The 20731-nt window shown below is 56.6% G+C and carries 18 protein-coding genes, 2 tRNA genes and 3 pseudogenes; 12 read left to right on the plus strand and 11 right to left on the minus strand.

Going from position 1 to position 20731, the window contains the following annotated elements:
- Positions 1-20: 20 nt before the first annotated feature.
- Positions 21-953, plus strand: a complete 933-nt coding sequence (locus NKJ21_RS12755; protein WP_060619950.1) for a nucleoside recognition domain-containing protein — start codon at positions 21-23, stop codon at positions 951-953.
- On the opposite strand, the gene NKJ21_RS12760 is transcribed toward NKJ21_RS12755, so the two are convergent.
- Positions 864-2486 (minus strand): carboxylesterase, encoded by a 1623-nt coding sequence (locus NKJ21_RS12760; RefSeq protein WP_070612286.1) that lies wholly within the window; start codon positions 2484-2486, stop codon positions 864-866. The genes NKJ21_RS12755 and NKJ21_RS12760 overlap by 90 nt on opposite strands.
- A 270-nt stretch (positions 2487-2756) precedes the next feature.
- On the opposite strand from NKJ21_RS12760, the gene pmrD reads away from it, so the two are divergent.
- Positions 2757-3002 carry a signal transduction protein PmrD gene (gene pmrD, locus NKJ21_RS12765; RefSeq protein WP_008804171.1) on the plus strand — a complete coding sequence of 82 codons (246 nt, stop codon included), beginning with the start codon at positions 2757-2759 and terminating at the stop codon, positions 3000-3002.
- 130 nt (positions 3003-3132) lie between these two features.
- Positions 3133-4587, plus strand: coding sequence for an AMP nucleosidase (locus NKJ21_RS12770; RefSeq protein ID WP_008804170.1), 1455 nt, complete (start codon positions 3133-3135; stop codon positions 4585-4587).
- 168 nt (positions 4588-4755) lie between these two features.
- Here NKJ21_RS12770 and NKJ21_RS12775 read toward each other — a convergent pair.
- From NKJ21_RS12775 to NKJ21_RS27840, 3 genes are all read right to left on the minus strand, one after another.
- Positions 4756-4831, minus strand: a tRNA-Asn gene (locus NKJ21_RS12775).
- Positions 4832-4959: 128 nt separating this feature from the next.
- Positions 4960-6396 carry an EmmdR/YeeO family multidrug/toxin efflux MATE transporter gene (locus tag NKJ21_RS12780; protein ID WP_254732925.1) on the minus strand — a complete coding sequence of 479 codons (1437 nt, stop codon included), beginning with the start codon at positions 6394-6396 and terminating at the stop codon, positions 4960-4962.
- An 8-nt stretch (positions 6397-6404) separates the two neighbouring features.
- Positions 6405-6584, minus strand: a complete 180-nt coding sequence (locus NKJ21_RS27840) for a DUF5951 family protein (protein ID WP_219163281.1) — start codon at positions 6582-6584, stop codon at positions 6405-6407.
- A 5-nt stretch (positions 6585-6589) separates the two neighbouring features.
- Between NKJ21_RS27840 and NKJ21_RS12785 the strand changes: the two genes are divergently transcribed.
- Together NKJ21_RS12785 and NKJ21_RS12790 are read left to right on the plus strand one after the other, a co-directional pair.
- Positions 6590-6665, plus strand: a tRNA-Asn gene (locus tag NKJ21_RS12785).
- A 161-nt stretch (positions 6666-6826) separates the two neighbouring features.
- Positions 6827-7030 (plus strand): annotated as a pseudogene (locus NKJ21_RS12790) (Arm DNA-binding domain-containing protein); the annotation flags it as partial.
- Positions 7031-7150: 120 nt separating this feature from the next.
- Here the strand turns inward: NKJ21_RS12790 and NKJ21_RS12795 are convergent.
- From NKJ21_RS12795 to NKJ21_RS12825, 7 genes and pseudogenes are all read right to left on the minus strand, one after another.
- Positions 7151-7613: pseudogene (locus NKJ21_RS12795) on the minus strand (phage baseplate assembly protein V); the annotation flags it as partial.
- A 42-nt stretch (positions 7614-7655) separates the two neighbouring features.
- Positions 7656-7906, minus strand: a pseudogene (locus NKJ21_RS12800) (ATP-dependent helicase); the annotation flags it as partial.
- A 143-nt stretch (positions 7907-8049) separates the two neighbouring features.
- On the minus strand, positions 8050-8433 hold the full coding sequence (locus tag NKJ21_RS12805; protein WP_032738873.1) for a 5-carboxymethyl-2-hydroxymuconate Delta-isomerase: 384 nt from the start codon (positions 8431-8433) through the stop codon (positions 8050-8052).
- 61 nt (positions 8434-8494) lie between these two features.
- Positions 8495-9325 carry a phytanoyl-CoA dioxygenase family protein gene (locus tag NKJ21_RS12810; RefSeq protein WP_023322922.1) on the minus strand — a complete coding sequence of 277 codons (831 nt, stop codon included), beginning with the start codon at positions 9323-9325 and terminating at the stop codon, positions 8495-8497.
- A 39-nt stretch (positions 9326-9364) separates the two neighbouring features.
- Entirely contained in the window at positions 9365-10744 is a 1380-nt protein-coding gene (locus NKJ21_RS12815) for an MFS transporter (protein ID WP_023322923.1), read from the minus strand.
- A gap of 10 nt (positions 10745-10754) precedes the next feature.
- A complete protein-coding gene (locus NKJ21_RS12820) occupies positions 10755-11930 on the minus strand; it encodes a hypothetical protein (protein WP_023322924.1) in 1176 nt (391 codons plus the stop codon).
- Between the two features lie 20 nt (positions 11931-11950).
- Positions 11951-12937, minus strand: a complete 987-nt coding sequence (locus NKJ21_RS12825) for an aldo/keto reductase (RefSeq protein WP_023322925.1) — start codon at positions 12935-12937, stop codon at positions 11951-11953.
- 319 nt (positions 12938-13256) lie between these two features.
- On the opposite strand from NKJ21_RS12825, the gene NKJ21_RS12830 reads away from it, so the two are divergent.
- The 7 genes from NKJ21_RS12830 to NKJ21_RS12860 are packed head-to-tail and all read left to right on the plus strand — an operon-like array spanning position 13257 to position 20597.
- Positions 13257-14912: a GH3 auxin-responsive promoter family protein gene (locus tag NKJ21_RS12830; protein ID WP_254732927.1), complete on the plus strand. Its 1656-nt coding sequence runs from the start codon at positions 13257-13259 to the stop codon at positions 14910-14912.
- 27 nt (positions 14913-14939) lie between these two features.
- Positions 14940-15806 carry an alpha/beta hydrolase gene (locus NKJ21_RS12835; RefSeq protein ID WP_227538960.1) on the plus strand — a complete coding sequence of 289 codons (867 nt, stop codon included), beginning with the start codon at positions 14940-14942 and terminating at the stop codon, positions 15804-15806.
- Positions 15787-16986 (plus strand): mandelate racemase/muconate lactonizing enzyme family protein, encoded by a 1200-nt coding sequence (locus NKJ21_RS12840; protein ID WP_254732929.1) that lies wholly within the window; start codon positions 15787-15789, stop codon positions 16984-16986. The genes NKJ21_RS12835 and NKJ21_RS12840 overlap by 20 nt, the downstream gene beginning before the upstream one ends.
- Positions 16983-18704 (plus strand): thiamine pyrophosphate-binding protein, encoded by a 1722-nt coding sequence (locus tag NKJ21_RS12845; RefSeq protein ID WP_023322929.1) that lies wholly within the window; start codon positions 16983-16985, stop codon positions 18702-18704. The genes NKJ21_RS12840 and NKJ21_RS12845 overlap by 4 nt, the downstream gene beginning before the upstream one ends.
- A 10-nt stretch (positions 18705-18714) precedes the next feature.
- Positions 18715-19587 (plus strand): hypothetical protein, encoded by an 873-nt coding sequence (locus NKJ21_RS12850; RefSeq protein WP_023322930.1) that lies wholly within the window; start codon positions 18715-18717, stop codon positions 19585-19587.
- Complete coding sequence (locus NKJ21_RS12855) at positions 19580-19900, plus strand: Dabb family protein (RefSeq protein WP_023322931.1); 321 nt, start codon at positions 19580-19582, stop codon at positions 19898-19900. Before NKJ21_RS12850 ends, NKJ21_RS12855 begins: the two co-directional genes overlap by 8 nt.
- Entirely contained in the window at positions 19887-20597 is a 711-nt protein-coding gene (locus NKJ21_RS12860; protein ID WP_254732931.1) for an SDR family oxidoreductase, read from the plus strand. Before NKJ21_RS12855 ends, NKJ21_RS12860 begins: the two co-directional genes overlap by 14 nt.
- The last annotated feature ends 134 nt before the right edge of the window (positions 20598-20731 follow it).

The raw sequence follows: 20731 nt of genomic DNA on the forward strand, positions 1-20731 counted from the left end.
TGCGAGTGGTAAAAAAGTAAATGGATGTCATAAGCATCATTATGGCGGCGGGTAAATCATCCGTTGACGTTGCGCTGTATACGCTGTTGCCGATTATGGTGATCATGCTGATCATCATGAAATATCTGGAGGTCCGCGGCATCCTCGATGTGATTGTTCGCTGGGTTGCCCCGCTGCTGAAGCCCTTCGGCTTAACCGGGATGAGCGCCTTCGCCCTGATCCAGATTAACTTTGTCAGCTTTGCCGCCCCGCTTGCGACGCTGTCGATTATGGACAAACGCGGCGTCTCGGACCGGCAAATGGCCGCCACGCTGGCCATGGTGTTCGCCATGGGGCAAGGCAACGTCTTTTATCCCCTCACCCCTTTTGGTCTGCACTGGCTGGCCTCGATCGTTATCTCGGTGGTCGGCGGGCTGTGCGCGGCCGCCGTCGCCTGGCACGTCACCGGACGGCGCTTATCGGTCGCCGAGAATCCCCGCGCGGAAGCGCTGCCCAACGCCGAGCAAAACAGCCAGGGCATACTGGCGGTGATCAACAGCGCCGGCTCCGACGCCATCCGCCTGGCGCTCGGCGCAGTCCCGATGCTGATCCTGTCGTTAACCATCGTCGGACTGCTGCAGGGCGCCGGGGCCATTGACCTGCTACAGCAGGCGCTGAAGCCGGTACTTGGCTGGCTGCATATCCCGCAGAACTTTGTGCTGCCGGCGCTGGTGAAGTGCGTCGCCGGGGGCACCGCCTACTTTGGCGTCATTTCTGAGCTGATCCAGCAGGGCAAAGTGACCGTCAGCCAGGTCAACGCCTCGGCCGGCCTGCTGATCCAGACCTTTGACCTCCCCGGTATCGGTATTTTTCTCGGCATCAGCTCACGGTTTGTCCGCCTGTTTCGCTTTGTCGTTCCCGCGGCGATCGTCGGCATCCTGCTGCGTACCGTTCTGCACCTGCTCCTGTTTTAACGCCTCTGCTCTGGCCTGCGCTTTCAGGCAGGCCGCCACCGCCGCCTGTTCGCCGCAGGTGATATGCTCATCGACGCGCGCCAGCATCCACGGAAAGAAAGGATTGGAGGTGACGCGCATTAACGTCTCCAGCCCCACGCTCAGCGTTCCGGTTTCCCCTCGCAGTGAAATGGTGCCCAGGCTGATGCCGTAGCGGTTCTTCTCGTCCGGCTCGCGACCGTACAGCGAGTCGCTCAGGGGAAACGGCACCGCCACATGCGACAGAGAGTACATATCCGCCGGCCAGGCGAGATGCAACGGATAACGATGCTCATCCCGCTCCTGCGCCAGCGTGGTACGGGCGATGGTCTGCAGCGTGTGCGCCGTCGCGTTGGTCACCACCGTAGTGGTATAGGCCCGCGGCGCCGGGGGCAGCAGCGTATTGACTGCCGCATAGAGCGCGGGACGGAACAGGACCCGGAGATCCGCCGCCTGGTTAATGTCGAACACCACCAGCTCGCTGCCGTTATCCGGCAGGTAACGATACAGGGACTCCACCACCGCGCGGGTGCTGACCGTGGAATCCATCACCGACTGAAAGGTCAGGACCGGCGGCAGCGCTTTCAGCTCGCCCTGACGGGACGCGCGGATAATCTGCTGCTGCAACGCCTGGCTCAATAACCAGGACTGTCTTGCCGCCTTGACCGGAAAGGAGTTGTACTTGAAGGGATTAAACTCAGGCGCCACGTTCAGCCAGGCCGCGCGGGCGAACGCCGGGAAGATGGACGGCAGCCCGGCGAGGCCAGCGAAACGGGCAAACGCGGTCACACCGATCATCGGCGACAGCAGGATAATCTGCTGCGGCTGGCGCAAGTGATTGTCTTCCAGGCTATCAAGAGCATACTTGAGCGCCAGTGCGCCGCCGTTAGAGTAACCGACCAGATGCAGCGGCACGTCCGCCCCGGCCAGGCGCGTCGCTTCGCGCACTGCCAGACGCGTCGCCGCCAGCCAGGTCTCCCAGTCCACCGCCGTTAACGCCCCCGGCGCGGTGCCGTGTCCCGGCAAACGCGGCACCACCGCCACATAACCCCGCTGCTGCCAGAGTTGCGCCAGATAGCGCACGCTGTAGGGCGAATCAGTCAGGCCATGGAGCAGCACCACGCTGCCGCGCGGCTTGCCCTGCGGCAACAGCACAAAAGAACGATTCCAGTCCTGCTTAAACTGCCCCGGCCAGACCCGGCTGTGACGATAAAAGCGGTTGACCGGGGTTTTATCTTCCTCCGGCAAAGCCTCTGTCACCTCGCGCTGGAGATCGGCGAAAATCGTCTTCTCCCGCGCCAGATACTGGGCAAAGGTCGCCTGGTCGATCTCTTCGGCCGACATCTCGTTGGCGCTCCAGGTATGCCAGCGATGCAGGGCCGGGCCACGCTGGGACTCATAGATCCGCCCGGCGAGAAAGACCACCAGCAGCACCAGTACCGCAATGATCCCTTTTTTTAGCAGTGAGCCAATCACGGCGCCCGACGTTCGCCAGTGGCGTAAAACATGCTTCATGACGCTCCCTCTTATATTTTTCGCGTAGCCGAACTCATCTGCCCTATTCCTGACAGGCTATTTTCACTGTCTGCTTCTCAGCATAGTCATCGGTTCCGGCAAATTAAACCCGGCAGATCATTCATGTTCGGTGAAAAAAAGCCTACCGATGAGATCAACGTTCGGTCGCGTATTTTTAAACACTGTATAAACCAAGGGGATAATCTTATTGTCAGACCTTGAGGAAACATGAATTATCGGCAGGGACGCGATCAGGACAGGAAGATATAGATGGAGTGGTGGGTAAAAAAAGTACGAAAAAATTCAATGACCAGCTCCTGCTGCGTCGTGCTGCAGAGCGGTGCGCTGGAGATGATTGCGGAAATTGAAGCCTGTCGCCTCCACCTGCAGGAAGGCGATAAACTCACTCCGCTGGCCAATGCTCGTTATTGTCTGAATAATAACCCGGCGCAGACGTTGAAGATCCTCAAAGCCACTCATTATAGCAGTGAGCGCTGGGCCAAACTCGGCGGATAAAGAGCACGTCCGGCCCTTAGCCAGTTATAGTCTCAGTATCTTCGCATCCAATATATAAATTCCCCTTCGTCCTTTTCACGCTGTGACATACTATCGGGAATGTCAGCAGACCTGAAACAAGGAGCGAATAATGAATCACAAGGCCGCCAGTCTGACCCCGGAACAAGCGCTTGCCGAGCTGGAAGCGCGCTATGAAGCCTCGGTCACGGCGTTACGCAAGGCCATCGGCGACTATATCGACCATAATACGCTCCCTGATACCGAAGCCCGTGCGGAAGGCCTTTTTGTCTACCCGCAGCTGTCGGTCTCCTGGGACGGCGCCGATCATAAAGCCCTCAAAACGCGCGCCTGGGGACGTTTCACCCATGCCGGTTGCTATACCACCACCATTACGAATCCGAAACTGTTCCGCCACTATTTGCTGGAACAGCTGACCCTGCTGTATCAGGACTATGGCGCGCATATCAGCGTCGAGCTGTCGCAGCATGAGATCCCCTATCCTTATGTGATAGATGGCTCCACCCTGACCCTCGACCGCTCGATGAGCGCTGGTCTGACGCGCTATTTTCCCACCACCGAGCTGTCACAGATTGGCGATGAGACCGCGGATGGCCTGTTCCACCCTACCGAGTTCTATCCGCTGTCGCACTTTGACGCCCGCCGCGTCGATTTTTCGCTGGCGCGTCTGCGTCACTACACCGGCACGCCGGCGGAACACTTCCAGCCCTACGTGCTGTTCACCAACTATACCCGCTATGTGGATGAGTTCGTCAGCTGGGGCTGCAGCCAGATCCTCGATCCCGACAGCCCCTATATCGCCCTCTCCTGCGCCGGCGGGATCTGGATCACCGCGGAAACGGAAGCGCCGGAACAGGCCATTTCCGATCTGGCGTGGAAGAAGCACCAGATGCCAGCCTGGCATCTGATCACCCACGACGGCAAAGGGATCACCCTGATTAACATTGGCGTCGGCCCGGCTAACGCCAAAACCATTTGTGACCATCTGGCGGTACTGCGCCCCGATGTCTGGCTGATGATTGGCCACTGCGGCGGCCTGCGTGAAAGCCAGGCTATCGGCGACTATGTGCTGGCCCACGCCTATCTGCGCGACGACCATGTGCTGGATGCGGTACTGCCGCCAGATATTCCGATCCCCAGCATTGCCGAAGTGCAGCGTGCGCTGTACGACGCCACCAAGCAGGTGAGCGGGATGCCCGGCGAGGAGGTGAAGCAGCGGCTGCGTACCGGAACGGTGGTCACCACCGACGACCGTAACTGGGAGCTGCGCTATTCTGCTTCGGCGCTGCGCTTTAATCTCAGCCGCGCGGTGGCTATCGATATGGAGAGCGCGACCATCGCCGCCCAGGGCTATCGCTTCCGCGTGCCTTACGGCACGCTGCTCTGCGTCTCGGACAAGCCGCTGCACGGTGAAATCAAGCTACCGGGCCAGGCCAACCGCTTCTACGAGGGGGCTATCTCCGAGCATCTGCAGATAGGCATCCGGGCGATCGACCTGCTGCGCGCCGAGGGAGATCACATGCACTCACGTAAGCTGCGTACCTTCAACGAACCGCCGTTCCGCTAACCGGTGACGCAGAGCTAGAAAGGAAACACGCTGGCGTTCCCCGCAGGGGATCGTCAGTGCCGGGATGAGCGAAACGAACGGCCCGGCGAGAACTTTGGATGTGCGTCCACAGGGAAGCGTGGCGCGCAGAAAAGCAAAAAGCCTGCTCGAAAGCAGGCTTCTTAAATTTGGCTCCTCTGACTGGACTCGAACCAGTGACATACGGATTAACAGTCCGCCGTTCTACCGACTGAACTACAGAGGAATCGTGTGAACGGGGCGCATATTATCGATGACGCCCGGCGCTGTCAAAGCCTGTTTTCAATAAAATGAATCGTTTGCCGAATTATTCTTCACTTTGCGCAAAAAATGGCGTTCATCCCCGCAAACGGCTCAGGTTTCCTCCGACGTGGCCTTCACGCGCGGGTACTTCCACAGCCAGCGACCGCTCACCATGCGGAAGTAAAACAGCACGCCGCGCACCGCCCAGTCGAGCACCATCCCCAACCACACGCCTATCACGCCCATCCCCAGCACGATACCCAGCGTATAGCCCGCCACCACCCGGCAGCCCCACATGCCCAGCATCGACACCCACATGGTATAGCGAACGTCGCGGGCCCCCTTAAACGCGCAGGGTAAGGTCCACGACAGCGACCAGATTGGCATAAACAGGGCGTTGAGCCACAGGAGCTGCTTCACCACCTCTTTCACGTCGTCTTCATGGGTATAGAACGAGGCAATGAAGCCGGCGAACGGGGCGCTGCCCCAGGCGATCAGCGTCAGAATGATCGTCGACAGCCAAAATACGTGCCAGGCCTGGAATTCAGCCTGACCAATCTGCCCTTTTCCCAGTCGCTTACCGGTGATGATCGTCGAGGCGGAGCCGAGGGCGTTGCCCGGCAGGTTAATCAGCGAGGCCACTGAAAAAGCGATAAAGTTGCCGGCGATAACGTTGGTACCCATCCCGGCGACAAACATTTGGGTCAGCAGCTTGCCGCCATTGAACAGGACCGATTCGATACTGGCCGGGATGCCGATCCCCATCACCTCCCAGATAATGGCGAAGTTAAAGGGTTTGAAGTAGCCCTTCAGCGACAGCCTCAGCGCCGGATTGAGACCCACCATCAGCACCCAGATCGTGGCTATCGCGCCAATATAGCGAGCAATGGTCAGCCCAAGACCGGCGCCGACAAACCCCAGCCCCGGCCAGGAGAAGATGCCGTAGATGAGCACGCTGCTGATTAAAATGTTGAGGATGTTCATCCCGCCGTTGATCAGCAGCGGGATTTTGGTGGTTCCGGCGCCGCGCAGTGCACCGCTACCGATCAGCGCAATCGCCGCCGCTGGATAGCTCAGCGCCGTCAGCTCCAGGTAGGTCAGGGCCAGGGCCTTAACCTGCGCAGTGGCGTCACCGGCGACAAAATCAATAATCTGCTGACCAAAGGCATGGATCACCCCCGCCAGCAAAATGGAAAACAGCGTCATAATAGCTAGCGACTGACGCGCGGCCGCTCTCGCCCGCCGCCGATCGCGCTTGCCAAGGCTAAAAGCCACCACCACCGTGGTGCCAAGATCGATGGCAGCAAAGAACGACATGATCACCATGTTAAAGCTATCGGCCAGCCCCACCCCGGCCATGGCCTCTTTTCCCAGCCAGCTGACAAGGAAGGTGCTCAACACCCCCATCAACAGCACACAGGCATTTTCCAGCAGAATGGGGACAGCGAGAGGGCTGATTTCGCGCCAGTACAGCACACGATAACGCTGACGTTTTTTAAACCAGGATGTCCGTTCGACGGCCTGGAGTACGGCGGAGGTGACGTTCAAGAGAGACCTTAGTGAGAGATGTTGAAACAACATTTCAAATGATGATTGAGAAATGGATATCCTGCAAAGTATTTTTCCTGAATAATTGTCGGAAATGACAACAAATTGTTGATGGAAGCGGCAGTTGCACCTGAACAGGCGAATTGATGTTTGACAAAAGATTTTTCGCCGCTAAGATACGACTCCACACGATTCCTCTGTAGTTCAGTCGGTAGAACGGCGGACTGTTAATCCGTATGTCACTGGTTCGAGTCCAGTCAGAGGAGCCAAATTCTTGTTTTCATGCCTCTTTGCGAATCCTTATGTGATTTATATTCAATGAGTTAGCGTGAAAAATCTTCCCGATGCATTTTCATTTCCCCCTCCGCATCGGGCAAGATTGGTGGTCTGATTTGGGGTCATTTCAGTTCGATTATGGAGTGACCACCATATGTCTCTGAACCACGCTAAAATCCGTAGCTTAAAACCATCCGCTAAACCCTTCAAAGTTTCCGATTCTCATGGACTGTACCTTTTAGTCAATCCAGGCGGTTCACGTCTTTGGTATCTCAAATATCATATTAATGGTAAAGAATCTCGCCTCGGCTTAGGTGCCTATCCCGATGTTTCTCTGGCTTACGCTCGTCAGAGGCGCGTTGAGTGGATAAGGACTGATAGCTTTTTTGCGGAGATGGTACGTCAAATCAGCCACTGCTCCGAAAATGACAGTCCGTTATGCCCTTGCCGTTGTTCTGACTCATGCCGAGATATAGCGTCATACCGGACCTCCCGACGTGCCACCACCTTTCATGATTTTGATATAAGTATGGTCATCCACTACGATCCCGTTGGAATTCATTGGACCGCCCCCCTGGGTGACTGCGCCGTTTATCACCACCTCGCTGTTGATGTGAATGGTGTCGACCTCCACGACAAACTGAGTGATTTTGAGGCTAATATTGTCTGCCACCTGAATCACTATGGATTTGATGCTCCGGACATGCCAGCACCCAGTGGCAGGCTCGTGTTCTAACCAGCCGCCGCCCGGGTTCTGCGTCACGCAGCCGTCCACGGAATCCGAAGGCGGTGCAAACTGTCTGGAGTAAATGGAGGGCAGTACAAACGCAGTTTCGAGACTGCCGTCCATACTCAGAACCACCACCTGCTCATCCGGCGACGGAACACTATGTGCGGGCACCATTGCCGCGCAGCGTCAGCCAGTTAATCCAGTTAGTTTCATATACTGGCGGCCCACAGATTCGGTCACGTGTTTATTATTAGCTCGTAATATCCAACGTCGCTAACGCGCCGCCTTCGGCAAGTACAGCAGTTTGCGATCCAGTTACTCACCCTGATCAGAAAGCGCCGGTTCAGTTGCCAGTAGGGAAACAACGAGACCGTTGCGCAACGACACGACAAAATCGCACGCAGGCTGCTGGTCGGCGCGAAGTGCCCAAAGCAGCCGAGTTAACTTCTGTCCCTCACGTCCGGCGCATACATCATCCGGCCTTGTCCGATGAAATGCCAGATACCACAAAGCAACGCAAAGCCAATTCTCTGGCAAGATCTCCAGCCCCGCTGATATGCATCAATAGCCTCGGTAACGGAAATTCCGGTGGTCCCGGTGTAGAGCCCTCACCTACATCCCTTCAAGCCCTCAACCATACCAAAGCATCATGGAACCAAGGTCGTCGACCGCCTGCGTACGTACCCACTTGCCGGTACCTCAGTGATCTGTACAGAAATATCCACCTTTTGTTGCTGCAAAACAGGCTCGAAAATATCAGCAAGCACATCCAGCAGCGTACCGCTGATCGCCCGCCGCTGCTCATCATCTCCGGCCTTTCCGGACACGGTCGAAACATTCAGGTGGATGAATTCCTGAGGTTCATTGCAGTCACCAATGAAGTAGTCGTCGTACCGAATAAGTCGTGTCTTGACCAAGTCCAGTCGCAATCCGGATACCTCGACGAGCGCCTGATGAAGCCGCTGGATCGCTTCCCTGGCATTAACGTTGTCATCTACTCCTGCGGAATATTCAAGATAAACATGTGGCATGTGCAGATCCTCTGGCTCAATCGAACACCGGCCGGCAATCGCCAGCCGGAGAATGTGCCTGTCAGCGGGTTGGAATAATGGGGAACTTGGGATGTTCCATGGGCATGTCGAGTGTCAATCCGAGCGGGTCAGTACGGTGGTTGGACGCTCCCGTATAGCGTGCAGAAACCGGCAGCCAGAGCGTCGAATACACCCAGCGCGGCGTGTTGGAACTGTTGGCCGGTGCTGCGTGGATGACGTTCATGTCGTGCACAGTTGCATCACCGGCCTTGAGTGAAATAGGTGGCGACATTTCGAACTCATCCAGTACCCACGGGTGCTCGTCGATCAAGGTCACGTCATCACGACGGTTGAAATATCTTCCCAGCATGCCCGCCCGATGACTACGACTGAGAAACTGCATGGTGCCCATCTCAGGCGTGAGATCCACCAACGCAATCCAGATGTTCAAGGCACCTTGCCGATCCAGAGGGTGATGGGGAAAGTCCTGGTGCCAGGGCGTATCTCCACCCGCCTCGGATTCCGGGTTCTTGGCGAACACATGGTCGGAATAAAAACGCACATCTTCCCCCACCAGTTGTGAGGCAATACTGGCCAGCCGGGGAGAGTGGCTGAGCGCCTTTATCTGCGGACAAGTGCTGGAGACTTCATCCCAGCGCGCATACCAGCGGTAGGCATTCTCAATCTGTTTGCCCGGGTCGTTACGGTCTACTGTGCGTGCGACTTCACCCATCCTTGTTCTGGCCTCATTCAGCAACATCTGCACTGTTTCAGCCGAAATAACGTTTTCCAGCTTCATCCATCCGTTAGCCCTAAAATCCAGAATTTGCTGGGAGTTCAGTTGGAAAGGTGTATAGCCTGGATTTGACTCATTTTTCATGACGGTTTGCATGTACAACCTCCATCGTTTTCGGTTTTTTTGAGCATTGCTTCACGTAGCCGATTTCACGGCCAATGGTTGCTTGCGCAGCAACACGAGCGTCAAAGCCCAGCCCACCGCCAACAGCAACGAGGACAGGACGATAACCTGGGCGAATCCGCGGCCAAACTGGGAGGCATCGGCCACGCTGATCAACAAGCTGAAAATTGCCACCCCGATCAGGCCGCCGACCTGGCGCGAGGCGTTAACTATTGCCGAAGCAACCCCGGACTTGTCACTGCTGACGTGGTTGACCGCTGTCGCAGTCAGCGTGGGAACGGTCAGAGATATACCGAAGCCGATAACAAACATCTGTACGGCAATGTCTGCGTAGGGTGCACCGTCTACAAATGGCCACAACGAAACCACGCCCAGCAATGCAATGGCCAGTCCCAACGCCAGCAGCCGTCGCTCGCGCAGCTTGGGTAACCACCTGGCCGCCAACTGATTACCGAAGAACAGGACACCCGTCATCGGTAGGAATGCCAGACCGGTGCTGATCACCGAGTAATGATTGACCTGCTGTAAAAAGATACTGAAGACGAATATCAGTCCGTAAAACACAAAATTCACGATGACCCCCAAGATCGAGGCCAGGCTGAACGCCGCATTGTTGAAGACCGAGAGAGGAACCATAGGACGCGCGGTGCGCGACTCGACCCAGATAAAACCAATCAGTCCGAGCACAAAACACAGTGAGTGGATAATCACTCGCAGGTCAACGCCCCCCTCCCGGCCCAATTCAATGACCGTGTAGGTCAGGTTGGCCAGGGTGAACAACGCCAGGATCTGCCCCCAGAGATCGAACCCTCCTTTATGATTGGGTGCAATACGGGGTGTATTGACCATGCATAGCACGATCCCAATCAGGCCGATGGGCAGGTTGATGAAAAAAATGCTGCGCCAGCCGAACACGCCGATCAGCAGCCCACCAACAACCGGCCCGGCAGCTAGCGCGATCCCGGCAACCCCAGCCCAGAGAGCAATAGCCTTGCTGCGTTCGGCGGGTACTTCATAGGCAATACGCACCAGGGCCAGAGACGTCGGTACCAACAGCGCAGCGCCAATGCCTTGCAGTGACCGAAAGCCGATCAGAATGGGTAATGTATGAGCCAGGCCACAGCCTAGCGAGGCCAGGGTGAACACTGCATATCCCCACAAAAACACCGTTTTGTGCCCAAAACGATCGCCTAATGCCCCACCGGTGAGCAGGAGCGAGGCGAAAAACAAGGTATAAGCGTTAACTATCCATTGCAATTGCAGCACGTCCGTGGCGAACTCGGCTTTGAATCTCTCCAGAGCCACATTGACTACGCTCACATCGAGCAACACCACCACGAAGCCCAGACAGGTGGCAAGAAGCGTCAATGTCTTGTTGTCGGAAGTATTCATTTTCAATTCCTTATTGGATGTTGAGCGCAGTGGGCAATGCGTCAAGTGCCGACTCAACTTGTGACTTGAAGGCAAGCGCCGTCGCTCGATCGACTTTCAGTGAGCTGAAGGCCAGCGCGGCATGCCACGTGCCGTTGAACTTGCCCAAGTGCAGGACGAATTCGTAGTTGCCGCCGGAGCGGTTGACCAGCGTGGAGAACTCAAGAACGCGCCCCCTGGGATGAGTCAAAAAGCGATCCAGCAACCCCGTGTTAGTGAAGGCCAGTGTCGGTCGCACCGTATCTTCTGCTACCGGCCTTTGGTTCGCGGGCTTGCCGGGTTTTGTGCCAAGCAGTGCCTTGTCCTGGGATACCACTCGCGCGTAGCGCTTAATACATCCGGGCAGGTCTAGCGGCTCGTCGCCAAATGTAGCTTCACGCACATCAATCATGCAGGCCTTGCTCAGTGGCTGACCGTGGCTGCCTGGATCACGCAGCGAATAAGCAGTGAACAAATCCACTGCCGGTACACTGGCATGCCGCAGATAGCTGTAAACCAGAACCCCCCCCCAGATAGTGTTGGCGGTGAAACCCGATGTCGCGCGTAAGTGATCGATGCGGTACGCGACATGTGCACTGACCTGCAACCTCACAAAGTCGGCATGGCTGGCTTTTCCCGTCTCTATCGGATACTCACGCCAATACCGCAGACGCAGGTGAAAGGCGCCCGGCTTCTGCTTATCTGAGTTCGACGGGCTCACGCCGAGATAACCGGCCAGGCTGTTAACCAGCCGGGCAGTGCTGTAGCCGTCTGAGATCGCGTGGTTACGCGTCAGGACAATGTGCGTCTGGTTCAGCTCAGGATCAGGAACGACCAGTGCGCGCCAGCACTCTTGATCGCCCAACACCCGATTCAATTCAAGCCTGAGCAATATGTCGGGTTGCAGCGGCGGTTGAGCCGCGCAGGGCGAAGAATGGACTTGCTCTTCAATCTGTACAAACCCGTATTGTTCACCCCCCACAGGAACGATCTTCTGTCGAAGAAAAGGATAGTCAGCGACCAACTGGCTAAACGCCTTCCTCGCCCGAAGGGCACTGACACAGCCTGGCACAGTCAGCAACGAAGTCACCTGGGTGTTACCGTTGCGGTGCAAAAAGTTCTGATGAAAACGTTGTTCAGTTTCATCCAGCAAACGATACGATTGCATGTCCAGCCTCCTGGCAGTGTCTATCGGTCAATGAACTGCATCATTCGCTGCTCATACCGCGCGCCGGCAACGGTCCACTGACCAAGCAGCGCCTCGATCGCATGCAATTGCTCGCCGGTGAGCTCGCAGCCATCGGAGGCAACGTTTTCTTCCAGGTACGCTACCCGCTTGGTGCCGGGGATCACCGCTAAATGCGGGCTGCGCGTCAGCAGCCAGGCCAGCGCGAGTTGCGCGGGCGTCATCCCCCAGGAGGCCGCGAGCGCTATGATCGACTCGGTCAGAAACGTATTGGCGGCAAAATTTTCTTCGCGAAAACGTGGATCCTGCTGACGGAAATCGTTGGCATCGTAGTGGCTTGCGCTGGCGGCTTTGCCAGTCAGAAAGCCCCGCCCCAAGGGACAGAACGCCACATAGCCAATGCCCAGCCTTTCCAGAAGCGGCAAGATCTCTTGCTCAACATTGCGCTCCCACAACGAGTATTCACCCTGGATCACTGAAATTGGATGAGTGGTATGGGCTCGCTCAATGGTGCGTGCTCCCACTTCGCAAAGTCCCAGGTATTTCACCTTGCCTTGCTCGACAAAACGCGCCATCGCGCCCACCACCTCCTCAATGGGTATAGAGGGGTCAAGCCGATGCTGGTAAAGCACATCAATGTAGTCCGTCCCCAGCCGCTTCAACGATTCATCGACGACTTTCTGAAGATTGCTGACGGAGCTATCCACGCCAACGATCTGGTCGTCAACGATGCGGAAACCGAACTTGGTAGCGATCACTACCTCCTCACGCCGCCCGGCAAAAGCGCGCTGTAAAAGCCGTTCATTGGTGAACGGTCCATACGCCTCGGCCGAATCGAAGAAGTCCACTCCCAGTTCTATTGCCCGATGCAGGGTACGCACTGATTCGGTGTCATCCGTAGCGCCATACCACTGACTCATCCCCATACAGCCCAGGCCTATACGGCCAACTTGCAACCCCTGCGTGCCCAGCGTGATCTTGGAAACCATCGAATCGCCCTCTTGTGATACAGATCGTTCTACATGTTTTCCAAACTATCGACGCCACGTCAATATCTTTCATAAAAAAATTTACGTTATTTTTCGATTCTTCACATAACTCAATCGTAAAAAAAATTTGATTTAACCAAATAAATCAATGTTTTAAACGCAAATTAAAAATCATTTTCTGACGTTGGATAAAACCTCACCCTTGGATTCAGTCACTTCAAATAACTATTGACGCTTAAATTTCGATCCTATATAAGCCATAAAAGAGACATATCAGTCTCCCTCACCATTCCCTTCCACGAGATCGAGGACGAAAAGTATGGGAAAGTTGGACTCTTGGGTCGGTCATTGGCAGCACCGGGCGCCGACCTTCAAAGCGGAATGCGCCCAGGCGCTGGCGAGTTATCTGGAGAGGCTGGACAACCCCCTCAGGACACAGGAGAACGTGCTGGAGGACATCATTCATGTATGCAATAAGTCACTGTTATGGAAAGAAAATGGCTATTATGTCCACCACTGCAACGGCAGAATCACCCGCACTAACATTCCGGTCATGACCTATGACAGCTTCAGGGAAACCCTGATACGGGAAGGCCAGCAAAAAGGGGGAATACTCAGTTGCAGCCCGGTAGTGCGCTGGCTCAAGACCAGCGGTACTACCGGGCAGTCAAAGCGGATCCCCTATACGCTGCACTGGATCCGTCAGTATCGGGTCCCCGCCATCCAGGCGATGTGGGGATTCTTTGCCCATGACTACCCTGCCCTCCTCGCCAACCCATGGGCCACGCTGGATACCCAGACGGTACGTGACCCGAGCACCGAGTACGTTGAAGGACTGCCGTATCAGGCGATCAGCAACCGGAACCCCTTGGTAGGCAGTGGCGACTGGAATCCGCCCTGGTATGAGGCTCCCTGGTTCACACCATTCCTGGATGCCAGCCATGAACAGAAGATGTATGCACGACTGTTATGGACACTGGGCGAGGATGTAAGGTTGATCACTGCCATCAACCCCAGCACTCTGCTCTCACTACACCATTGCCTGCTGGAAAACCGTGAACAACTGCTACGCGACTTGCATAACGGTACGCTTGCCAGCGGTAGCATACGCGCAGCTAACCCTGCTGCCGCTCGCCGACTTGAGCCCATACTGGCTGCGGACAACGTTGTGCTGACGAATGTGTGGCCCGGACTGGAGCGCTACAGTTGCTGGACAACTGCATCGGCTAAGCTCTACAAACCCCAGTTGCAGCGAATTATGGGGCAGGCGAAAGTGCTGCCGTTCATGTCCTGCGGTACCGAAGGGGTAGTGACCCTGCCGGTGGATGATGATCAAGACAGCCAACCATTGGCAGTGAACCAGGCTTTCTTCGAGTTCATTCCCGTGTCCGTCGACATAGATGCTGTGGTCCGCGACCAGCTGCAGCCGGAAACCCTTGCACTGGACCAACTGAAGGAAGGGGACGAATACCATCTGGTTATGTGGCAGGGCAATGGCATGGTCCGGATGTACACCGGTGACATCTATCGCGTGCATGGTTACTACCGTGGCGTACCGCGTCTCAGCTTCAGTCGGCGTAACGGCGTGATGCACTCATTCACCGGCGAAAAAATTACCGAGACCCAATTGCACGAAGCAATACAGATGTGCGGCATCCCTAATGCCGGGCTGTATCTATGCGCCCCGATCTGGAAAGAGACACCTTACTATGCTGTCGCCATCGAGGCCGGAGGACTGCCCTGCGGTGAATCGGAGATGCTCAGCCAGCTGCTGGATAGTCATCTCCAGGCACTCAATATCGAGTATGAATCCAAACGCACCAGCAAGCGGCTGGGGCAAATAAGAGTCATCACTATCCCTGGTAACGCTATCTCCCTTGCCATCGAGAAGGAGAAAGCCGCCAGGAAAACACTTCAGATCAAGTACAAGCCGTTCCAACCCGACCTGTCCCTGCTGGGCATCCAACATTTCTGACTTTGAGAGGTACTCATGAATATGCATATGTTTCAGCACAACATTACTCGCGAGGTCCACTATCTGGCTCAGGCAAACCGCCGTATGGCTTTGCATGCCTGGCGGCCCATGCGGGTACAAGGCGCCATTCTGTATTTCCATGGGCTGCAAAGCCACGCGGGTTGGCTATGGTCAGTAGGTAATGCATTCGCCAACCTGGGGATCGCCTTCTATGCGCTGGATCGTGAAGGTTGCGGCATCAGCAGCGGCGAGAAACACGGGTTCCCGGATGTTCGTACGCTTCACGAGGATGCACGGGCTGCCATTGACCATATTCGCCGCGAAGTGCCTGACGATGTTCCGCTCTGCCTGTTCGGGCATTGCCTCGGTGGATCGGTACTTGCTGCCATTGCCAGTTGCTCCCACGGTCAGTTGCCCTACGACAATCTCGTCATCTGCTCAACCTGGCTGGGCAAAATGCATGACCGGCTCAGCGAACATGAGCGCGCGAGCATTGACCTGGACGACAGGCAAAGTCTGTGGGACGCCGGACTGAAGGCCGAGGATTTCACAGCCAATCCGCACCTGGCTGAGTTCATACGCAATGATGCGCTGGCCACCACTCACCTTCAGAATCGCGAACGCAAAAAACTGCTGGCACTGGAGAAGGTGTATCTGGCGGCCGATGCCCAACCGATAGACGCCCCCAGCCTGTTCATCTGCGCCGACAAAGATCCGCTTGTGGACGTGAGTTCCACAGTGCGTCATTTTCAGCGCCTGTGCATCAACGGCTCAACCCTGCTGGTCAACCAGGACAAGCATTACCTGTTCTTCACTCCGGCGATGGGCCTGGTCGTGCAGTTCACCGCAGATTTTGTCAAAGCCAACGGACACTATGCTTATGACGCTGCCTGAGATCTATCTCGTCCGCCAACCTATGACCACCCCGTTCACCCATGGCGCCCACCGACGACAAACCTCGGAAAGTGTTGTGCTGCGCTGGACACGTGGCGCTTTCACCGGAATCGGTGAGTGCGCTCCGCGTCGCTATGTGACCGCAGAAGATTGTGAATCCGTGCTGGCAGAACTGCGCAGTATTGATTTCGCGCGACTGGCGCAAGCCCTGACCAGCGTTGACCCGATCGATCGTGGTCGTGCGCTCTATGAACAAGGCCTGCCATTCTTTCCCGACAAAGCCGTGGGTAACAATACACGTTGCCTGGTTGAGATGGCAGTGCTGGATACTCTGGCCCAGCAAGCTGAACTGCCTCTGTCCTCTTACCTGCTGCATATCACAGCGCCAGCCACGGCAACACGCCGTGTACTGCCTGCCCAGGCTAACATCACCCAAGTACTCGACCTGTCTCAATCGGTGCAGGTCTTCTTTCAGCAACGCAAACCCTTACGTTCGCTGAAGCTCAAGCTGGAGGCCGACCTCCATGCCAATCGCCAGCGTCTGGAAAGCCTCAGGGCATTGGCGCCAACCCTGGAGCTGTATGTCGACCCGAACATGAGCTGGTCAGCCGATCAACTTCACAACAGCGCCCGGCAGTTACGGGATTTAGACGTAGCGCTGTTCGAGGAACCTTTACCTCAGGGAAGCCTGGAGGATTACCGCCAGGCCCGCCGCAAACTAGGTATTGCGATCATGCTCGATGAATCTGTCATCTCACCTTCCAGCCTGGCGCTGGCCTGGAAACACCAGGCGCTGGATGCGGTGAACCTGCGCATCGCCAAATGTGGTGGGTTACTTGCTACGACAAAGATGATTGAGCAATGCCATCACTGGGGGCTGCCGGTTTATCTGGGCGTGCAGGTGGCCGAAGTGGGCCCGCTGATTGCCGCGCACCGCGCATTACTGACGGCCTACGACGGTTTTCTGGCGGTGGAAGCCGGCCAGCACGACCGTTTTTTTGATAGCGACCTGATGGAGCCAATGCCCGCTATTGATCGACAGCACAATGCTATTCCCCTGCCTGTTCCCGCGCGACCAGGCCTTGGCTGCCAGCTGACGCCACACATATTGCCCTTCCAACAGGCCACCGAGGCAGTCAAACACCTCAAAGAGCCACTCAACTCGGAGCGTGCACAATGAAGTATTTTTCCGATTTGCTTGTCGACCTGCTGATCAACCAAGGCATTGAGTATGTTTGCTTCAACCCGGGCGCCTCATTCCGCGGCATTCATGACTCGCTGGTACATCATCCGGCCCCCGAAGTTCCGACTATCCTGATGTGCTGCCACGAAGAAATCTCCGTGGCCATAGCACACGGGTATTACAAGGCCAGCGGCAAGCATATGGCGGTGCTGGTGCACGCCAACATCGGCTTGCAGCACGCAAGCATGGCCATCTTCAACGCCTGGTGCGATCGGGTTCCGCTGCTGGTACTGGGTGGCAACGGCCCCATTGACGCTGCGCTGCGCCGCCCCTGGATCGACTGGATCCATACATCACAGGGCATTGACAAATTGCTCTCCGGCTATACTAAATGGACGGACATGCCCATTTCCCAGGCCGCCACGTTGGAGTCGGTACAACGCGCGCTTAAACTTTGCGCCGCCGAGCCCCACGCGCCCTGCTACGTCGCCATCGACAGCGCGGTTCAGGAGGAGTCGCTGGCTGACGGGCTTTTACTACCAGCCGGCCCGGTGCGCCCAGAACGCCTGCCGGCCCTGGACGACCAGCAACTGTCCGAGCTGGTCGAGCACCTGATGGCAGCGCGACATCCGGTCATCGCCGTAGACTACGCTGCGCTGAATGACAAACAGGCAGACCTGTTACTGGAAGTGGCCACAACCGCAAGTGCTGCAGTTATCTCCCGTAACGGACGTTTCAACGTGCCCAACACCCATCCACTGGTGTTCCAGGACCATGACGCGCACCTCATGGGCGAGTGCGACTTTCTGTTAGCACTGGAAGTCCAGGACCTCTATGGTCTGCTTGCCCATTCCGGGCAGACGCCCCATGCCGGACTATATATTGCGACCCTGGATACCCATTCCCTGCTGATCAGCAGTTGGGTGGCTGATAGCCAGAAACTGGTGTGCGCTGACTTGTCGCTGCATGCCAACGTAGTGGCCTCCATCCCCCGCATCGCACAGGCCGTGCACGCAGTCGCGGAGATGCGTACCGCTACAGCACAGGCACAAGCAAGGGAACGCATCGAACGCATCGCAGCGCATAAACAGAAGCAGCGTCAGGCGTTACTGGCGCACGTTACACAACCCGCCGACGGCCTGACCATTGCTCAGGCACTGATCGCCATTCACGAAGCCATCGGGCACCTCCGCTGGGTACTAACCAATACCGGTAGCGTGACAATCGACACCCTGGTTCGCCAACTCTGGCCGATTGACCGCAGTGAAGCCTACATCGGCATGAGTGGCGGTGCCGGGCTTGGTTATGGTCTGGGTGCAGCCATCGGAGGCGCCCTTGCACACAAGGGCACCGGCAAGCTGTGCATTAACCTGCAATCGGATGGTGACTTACTCTATACCCCGAGCGCGCTCTGGACGCTGTCGGCCTACGACATCCCTCTACTGGTTCTGGTCATCAACAATCGGCTGTATCTCAACTCCAAGCAGCATGCCGAACGCATTGCCGACCTGCGCCAGCGGTCAACAGATCTGTCCAACCTGGCCACCGGCTTCCATGACAACGAAGTAGACTTTGTTGCGCTGGCGAAAACCTTTGACCTCTATAGCCCCGGCAGTGCCGACACGCCAGCGGCCATTCAGGAAAAAATCATGGACTGCCTGACTTACATGGAAACCCACGGCAAGCCTGCCTTGCTTGAAATTAAGACGCTCTAGGAGCTTCCCCATGTCGATCATTTTCGAATGCGAACGGGACGGCCAGCACTATATCACCTGTCCTTGCACTAACGAGCAGTACGCCCTCTATCCAGTCAACAGCATGTACCAACTGCTTCGGGAAACACCGGCGGGCCAATACCCCGATGGTCCACTGGCATACCTGCGTGAACAAGGCGTGACACCGCAGAGGGTGGCGGACCTGTCCGGCTTTGACATGCTGCCTTGCCTGCAGCCCCCAGATCCAAGGCACGGGGTGGTGTGCGGCTTTGGCCTGACCCATCAAAGCAAAGTCGCGGTACCGCCGGAACACGACGAGCGGCCCGCGTTCTTTATCAAGGGCTTTGCCGACACCCTTAAACGCAGCGGTGACGTGCTATGCATGAGCCGCGGCGCGCTGTCGGCATGTGAAGAGGCTGAAGTGGTGGCTCTTTTTCTGGTGTCTGAGAACGGCCAGCCGGATTACCTCGGCTACACCTTCGGCAACGACCTGACCGATATCGCCCTGGCCAAATCCAAACGCAACTACCTGGCGTACGCCAAGCTACAGCCCAGTGCCATTTCCCACTTGCTTTATCGGCAACCCCTGCCCGAACTGGTGCAAGGCAGAACGTCCATTTATCGGGCGGGAAACTTGCACTGGGAACAGGAGTTTCGCACAGGACTTTCGTGTCTTTGCTATGACGTCGACGACTTGTTCAACACCTTGTGGCAACACCCGGCGCTGCGCCTACCAGGTACGCTGATCTACCTCTACCTGGGGGCAGATCGCAACAGCGCCGACGCCGGCATCCAGCTGTCCCACGGTGACACTGTGGTATGCGATTTCGAGAGCGGCCCCCGGCTGAGCAACCTTATAGAATGGGAGAACGTCCATGTATAAACGTATCGTGTTGCTGAAAAGCCCAGACACCGCAGCCTTGTCGGTATTGCTTCAGGAACTGCACGGTTTCCCCGGGCATGTTCCCGGCCTTGTGTCGGTGGAAGTCATTGCCGACAGTGGCCACCGTTCCCTTGGCTTTGACCAGGGTTTCATTCTGACCTTTATCGATGAATCAGTACTCCCCGACTGGCGAGAACACCCCTTACACGCCGCGTTTCGCCCAAGGTTACGTGCGTTGTCTCAAATGCTGATTTTCGATTACCCGCACACCACGACGTTGCTGCAGGAGGAAGGTCGCCATGCTAACGTTTGAGCACACCATCCAGGTGCTGGTAATCGGCGGCTCCTCTGGCATCGGTTTTGCCATCGCCAAACTGTTCCATCAACAGGGTGCCACTGTCACCCTGGCAGGCCGCAGTGCAGCACGCTTGCGCCAAGCCGCACAGGATATCGGCGCTGACATTACCATCGAGCCACTCGATGTCATGCAACCGGCAGAGCTGGAGCGCTTTTTCGCCCGGCCGACGCGCTGGCACCACATCATTGTCACGGCAGCCTCGCTGACGTTTGGACCACTGAAAACCGTCTCCCTGGAAGACGCCCGGCGCATCTTCGACAGCAAGTTCTGGGCGGCTTATCACATTGCCCGTCTCGCACAGTTTGACGAACGCGGCTCTCTGACACTGGTCTCTGGGCGGTTTGCCCAGCGCGCTGGACCTCAAACCGCCTTAATCAGCGCGGTCAACTCAGGTATAGAGGGTTTAGCCCGCGGACTGGCCAGCGAGCTGTCGCCGGTACGGGTCAACGTACTGTCCCCAGGTTTTGTTGACACGGGCATGCATCCCGAACCACTGGTACAAAAAATGAGCCAGCGAAGCCTTTTACTCCCCGTCAAGCGCATCGCCCAGCCTGAGGACATTGCTTCGGCTGCGCTTTTGCTCGCCATCAACCCAATGATCAGCGGGACAGTATTGGCCGTAGACGGCGGAGATTCGGTTACTTTCACGTAGTCTTGTAAAGTTCGAATGTAACTCCGACCTCACACTGATATAGACTGATCTGTATCAGTGTGCTATTATTGATAGGTACCTTTGGCATAGTTTTTGTATAAAGCGAAACACCTACCTTACACTGATATGTAAGA

Source organism: Klebsiella sp. SWET4, from assembly GCF_024296565.1.
Lineage (GTDB): Bacteria > Pseudomonadota > Gammaproteobacteria > Enterobacterales > Enterobacteriaceae > Klebsiella > Klebsiella variicola.

Coding starts and splice junctions, on each gene's coding strand:
- NKJ21_RS12755 (WP_060619950.1), top strand. CDS start 21: ATGGATGTCATAAGCATCATTATGGCGGCGGGTAAATCATCCGTTGAC.
- NKJ21_RS12760 (WP_070612286.1), bottom strand. CDS start 2,486: ATGAAGCATGTTTTACGCCACTGGCGAACGTCGGGCGCCGTGATTGGC.
- pmrD (WP_008804171.1), top strand. CDS start 2,757: ATGGAGTGGTGGGTAAAAAAAGTACGAAAAAATTCAATGACCAGCTCC.
- NKJ21_RS12770 (WP_008804170.1), top strand. CDS start 3,133: ATGAATCACAAGGCCGCCAGTCTGACCCCGGAACAAGCGCTTGCCGAG.
- NKJ21_RS12805 (WP_032738873.1), bottom strand. CDS start 8,433: ATGCCACATGTTTATCTTGAATATTCCGCAGGAGTAGATGACAACGTT.
- NKJ21_RS12810 (WP_023322922.1), bottom strand. CDS start 9,325: ATGCAAACCGTCATGAAAAATGAGTCAAATCCAGGCTATACACCTTTC.
- NKJ21_RS12815 (WP_023322923.1), bottom strand. CDS start 10,744: ATGAATACTTCCGACAACAAGACATTGACGCTTCTTGCCACCTGTCTG.
- NKJ21_RS12820 (WP_023322924.1), bottom strand. CDS start 11,930: ATGCAATCGTATCGTTTGCTGGATGAAACTGAACAACGTTTTCATCAG.
- NKJ21_RS12825 (WP_023322925.1), bottom strand. CDS start 12,937: ATGGTTTCCAAGATCACGCTGGGCACGCAGGGGTTGCAAGTTGGCCGT.
- NKJ21_RS12830 (WP_254732927.1), top strand. CDS start 13,257: ATGGGAAAGTTGGACTCTTGGGTCGGTCATTGGCAGCACCGGGCGCCG.
- NKJ21_RS12835 (WP_227538960.1), top strand. CDS start 14,940: ATGTTTCAGCACAACATTACTCGCGAGGTCCACTATCTGGCTCAGGCA.
- NKJ21_RS12840 (WP_254732929.1), top strand. CDS start 15,787: ATGCTTATGACGCTGCCTGAGATCTATCTCGTCCGCCAACCTATGACC.
- NKJ21_RS12845 (WP_023322929.1), top strand. CDS start 16,983: ATGAAGTATTTTTCCGATTTGCTTGTCGACCTGCTGATCAACCAAGGC.
- NKJ21_RS12850 (WP_023322930.1), top strand. CDS start 18,715: ATGTCGATCATTTTCGAATGCGAACGGGACGGCCAGCACTATATCACC.
- NKJ21_RS12855 (WP_023322931.1), top strand. CDS start 19,580: ATGTATAAACGTATCGTGTTGCTGAAAAGCCCAGACACCGCAGCCTTG.
- NKJ21_RS12860 (WP_254732931.1), top strand. CDS start 19,887: ATGCTAACGTTTGAGCACACCATCCAGGTGCTGGTAATCGGCGGCTCC.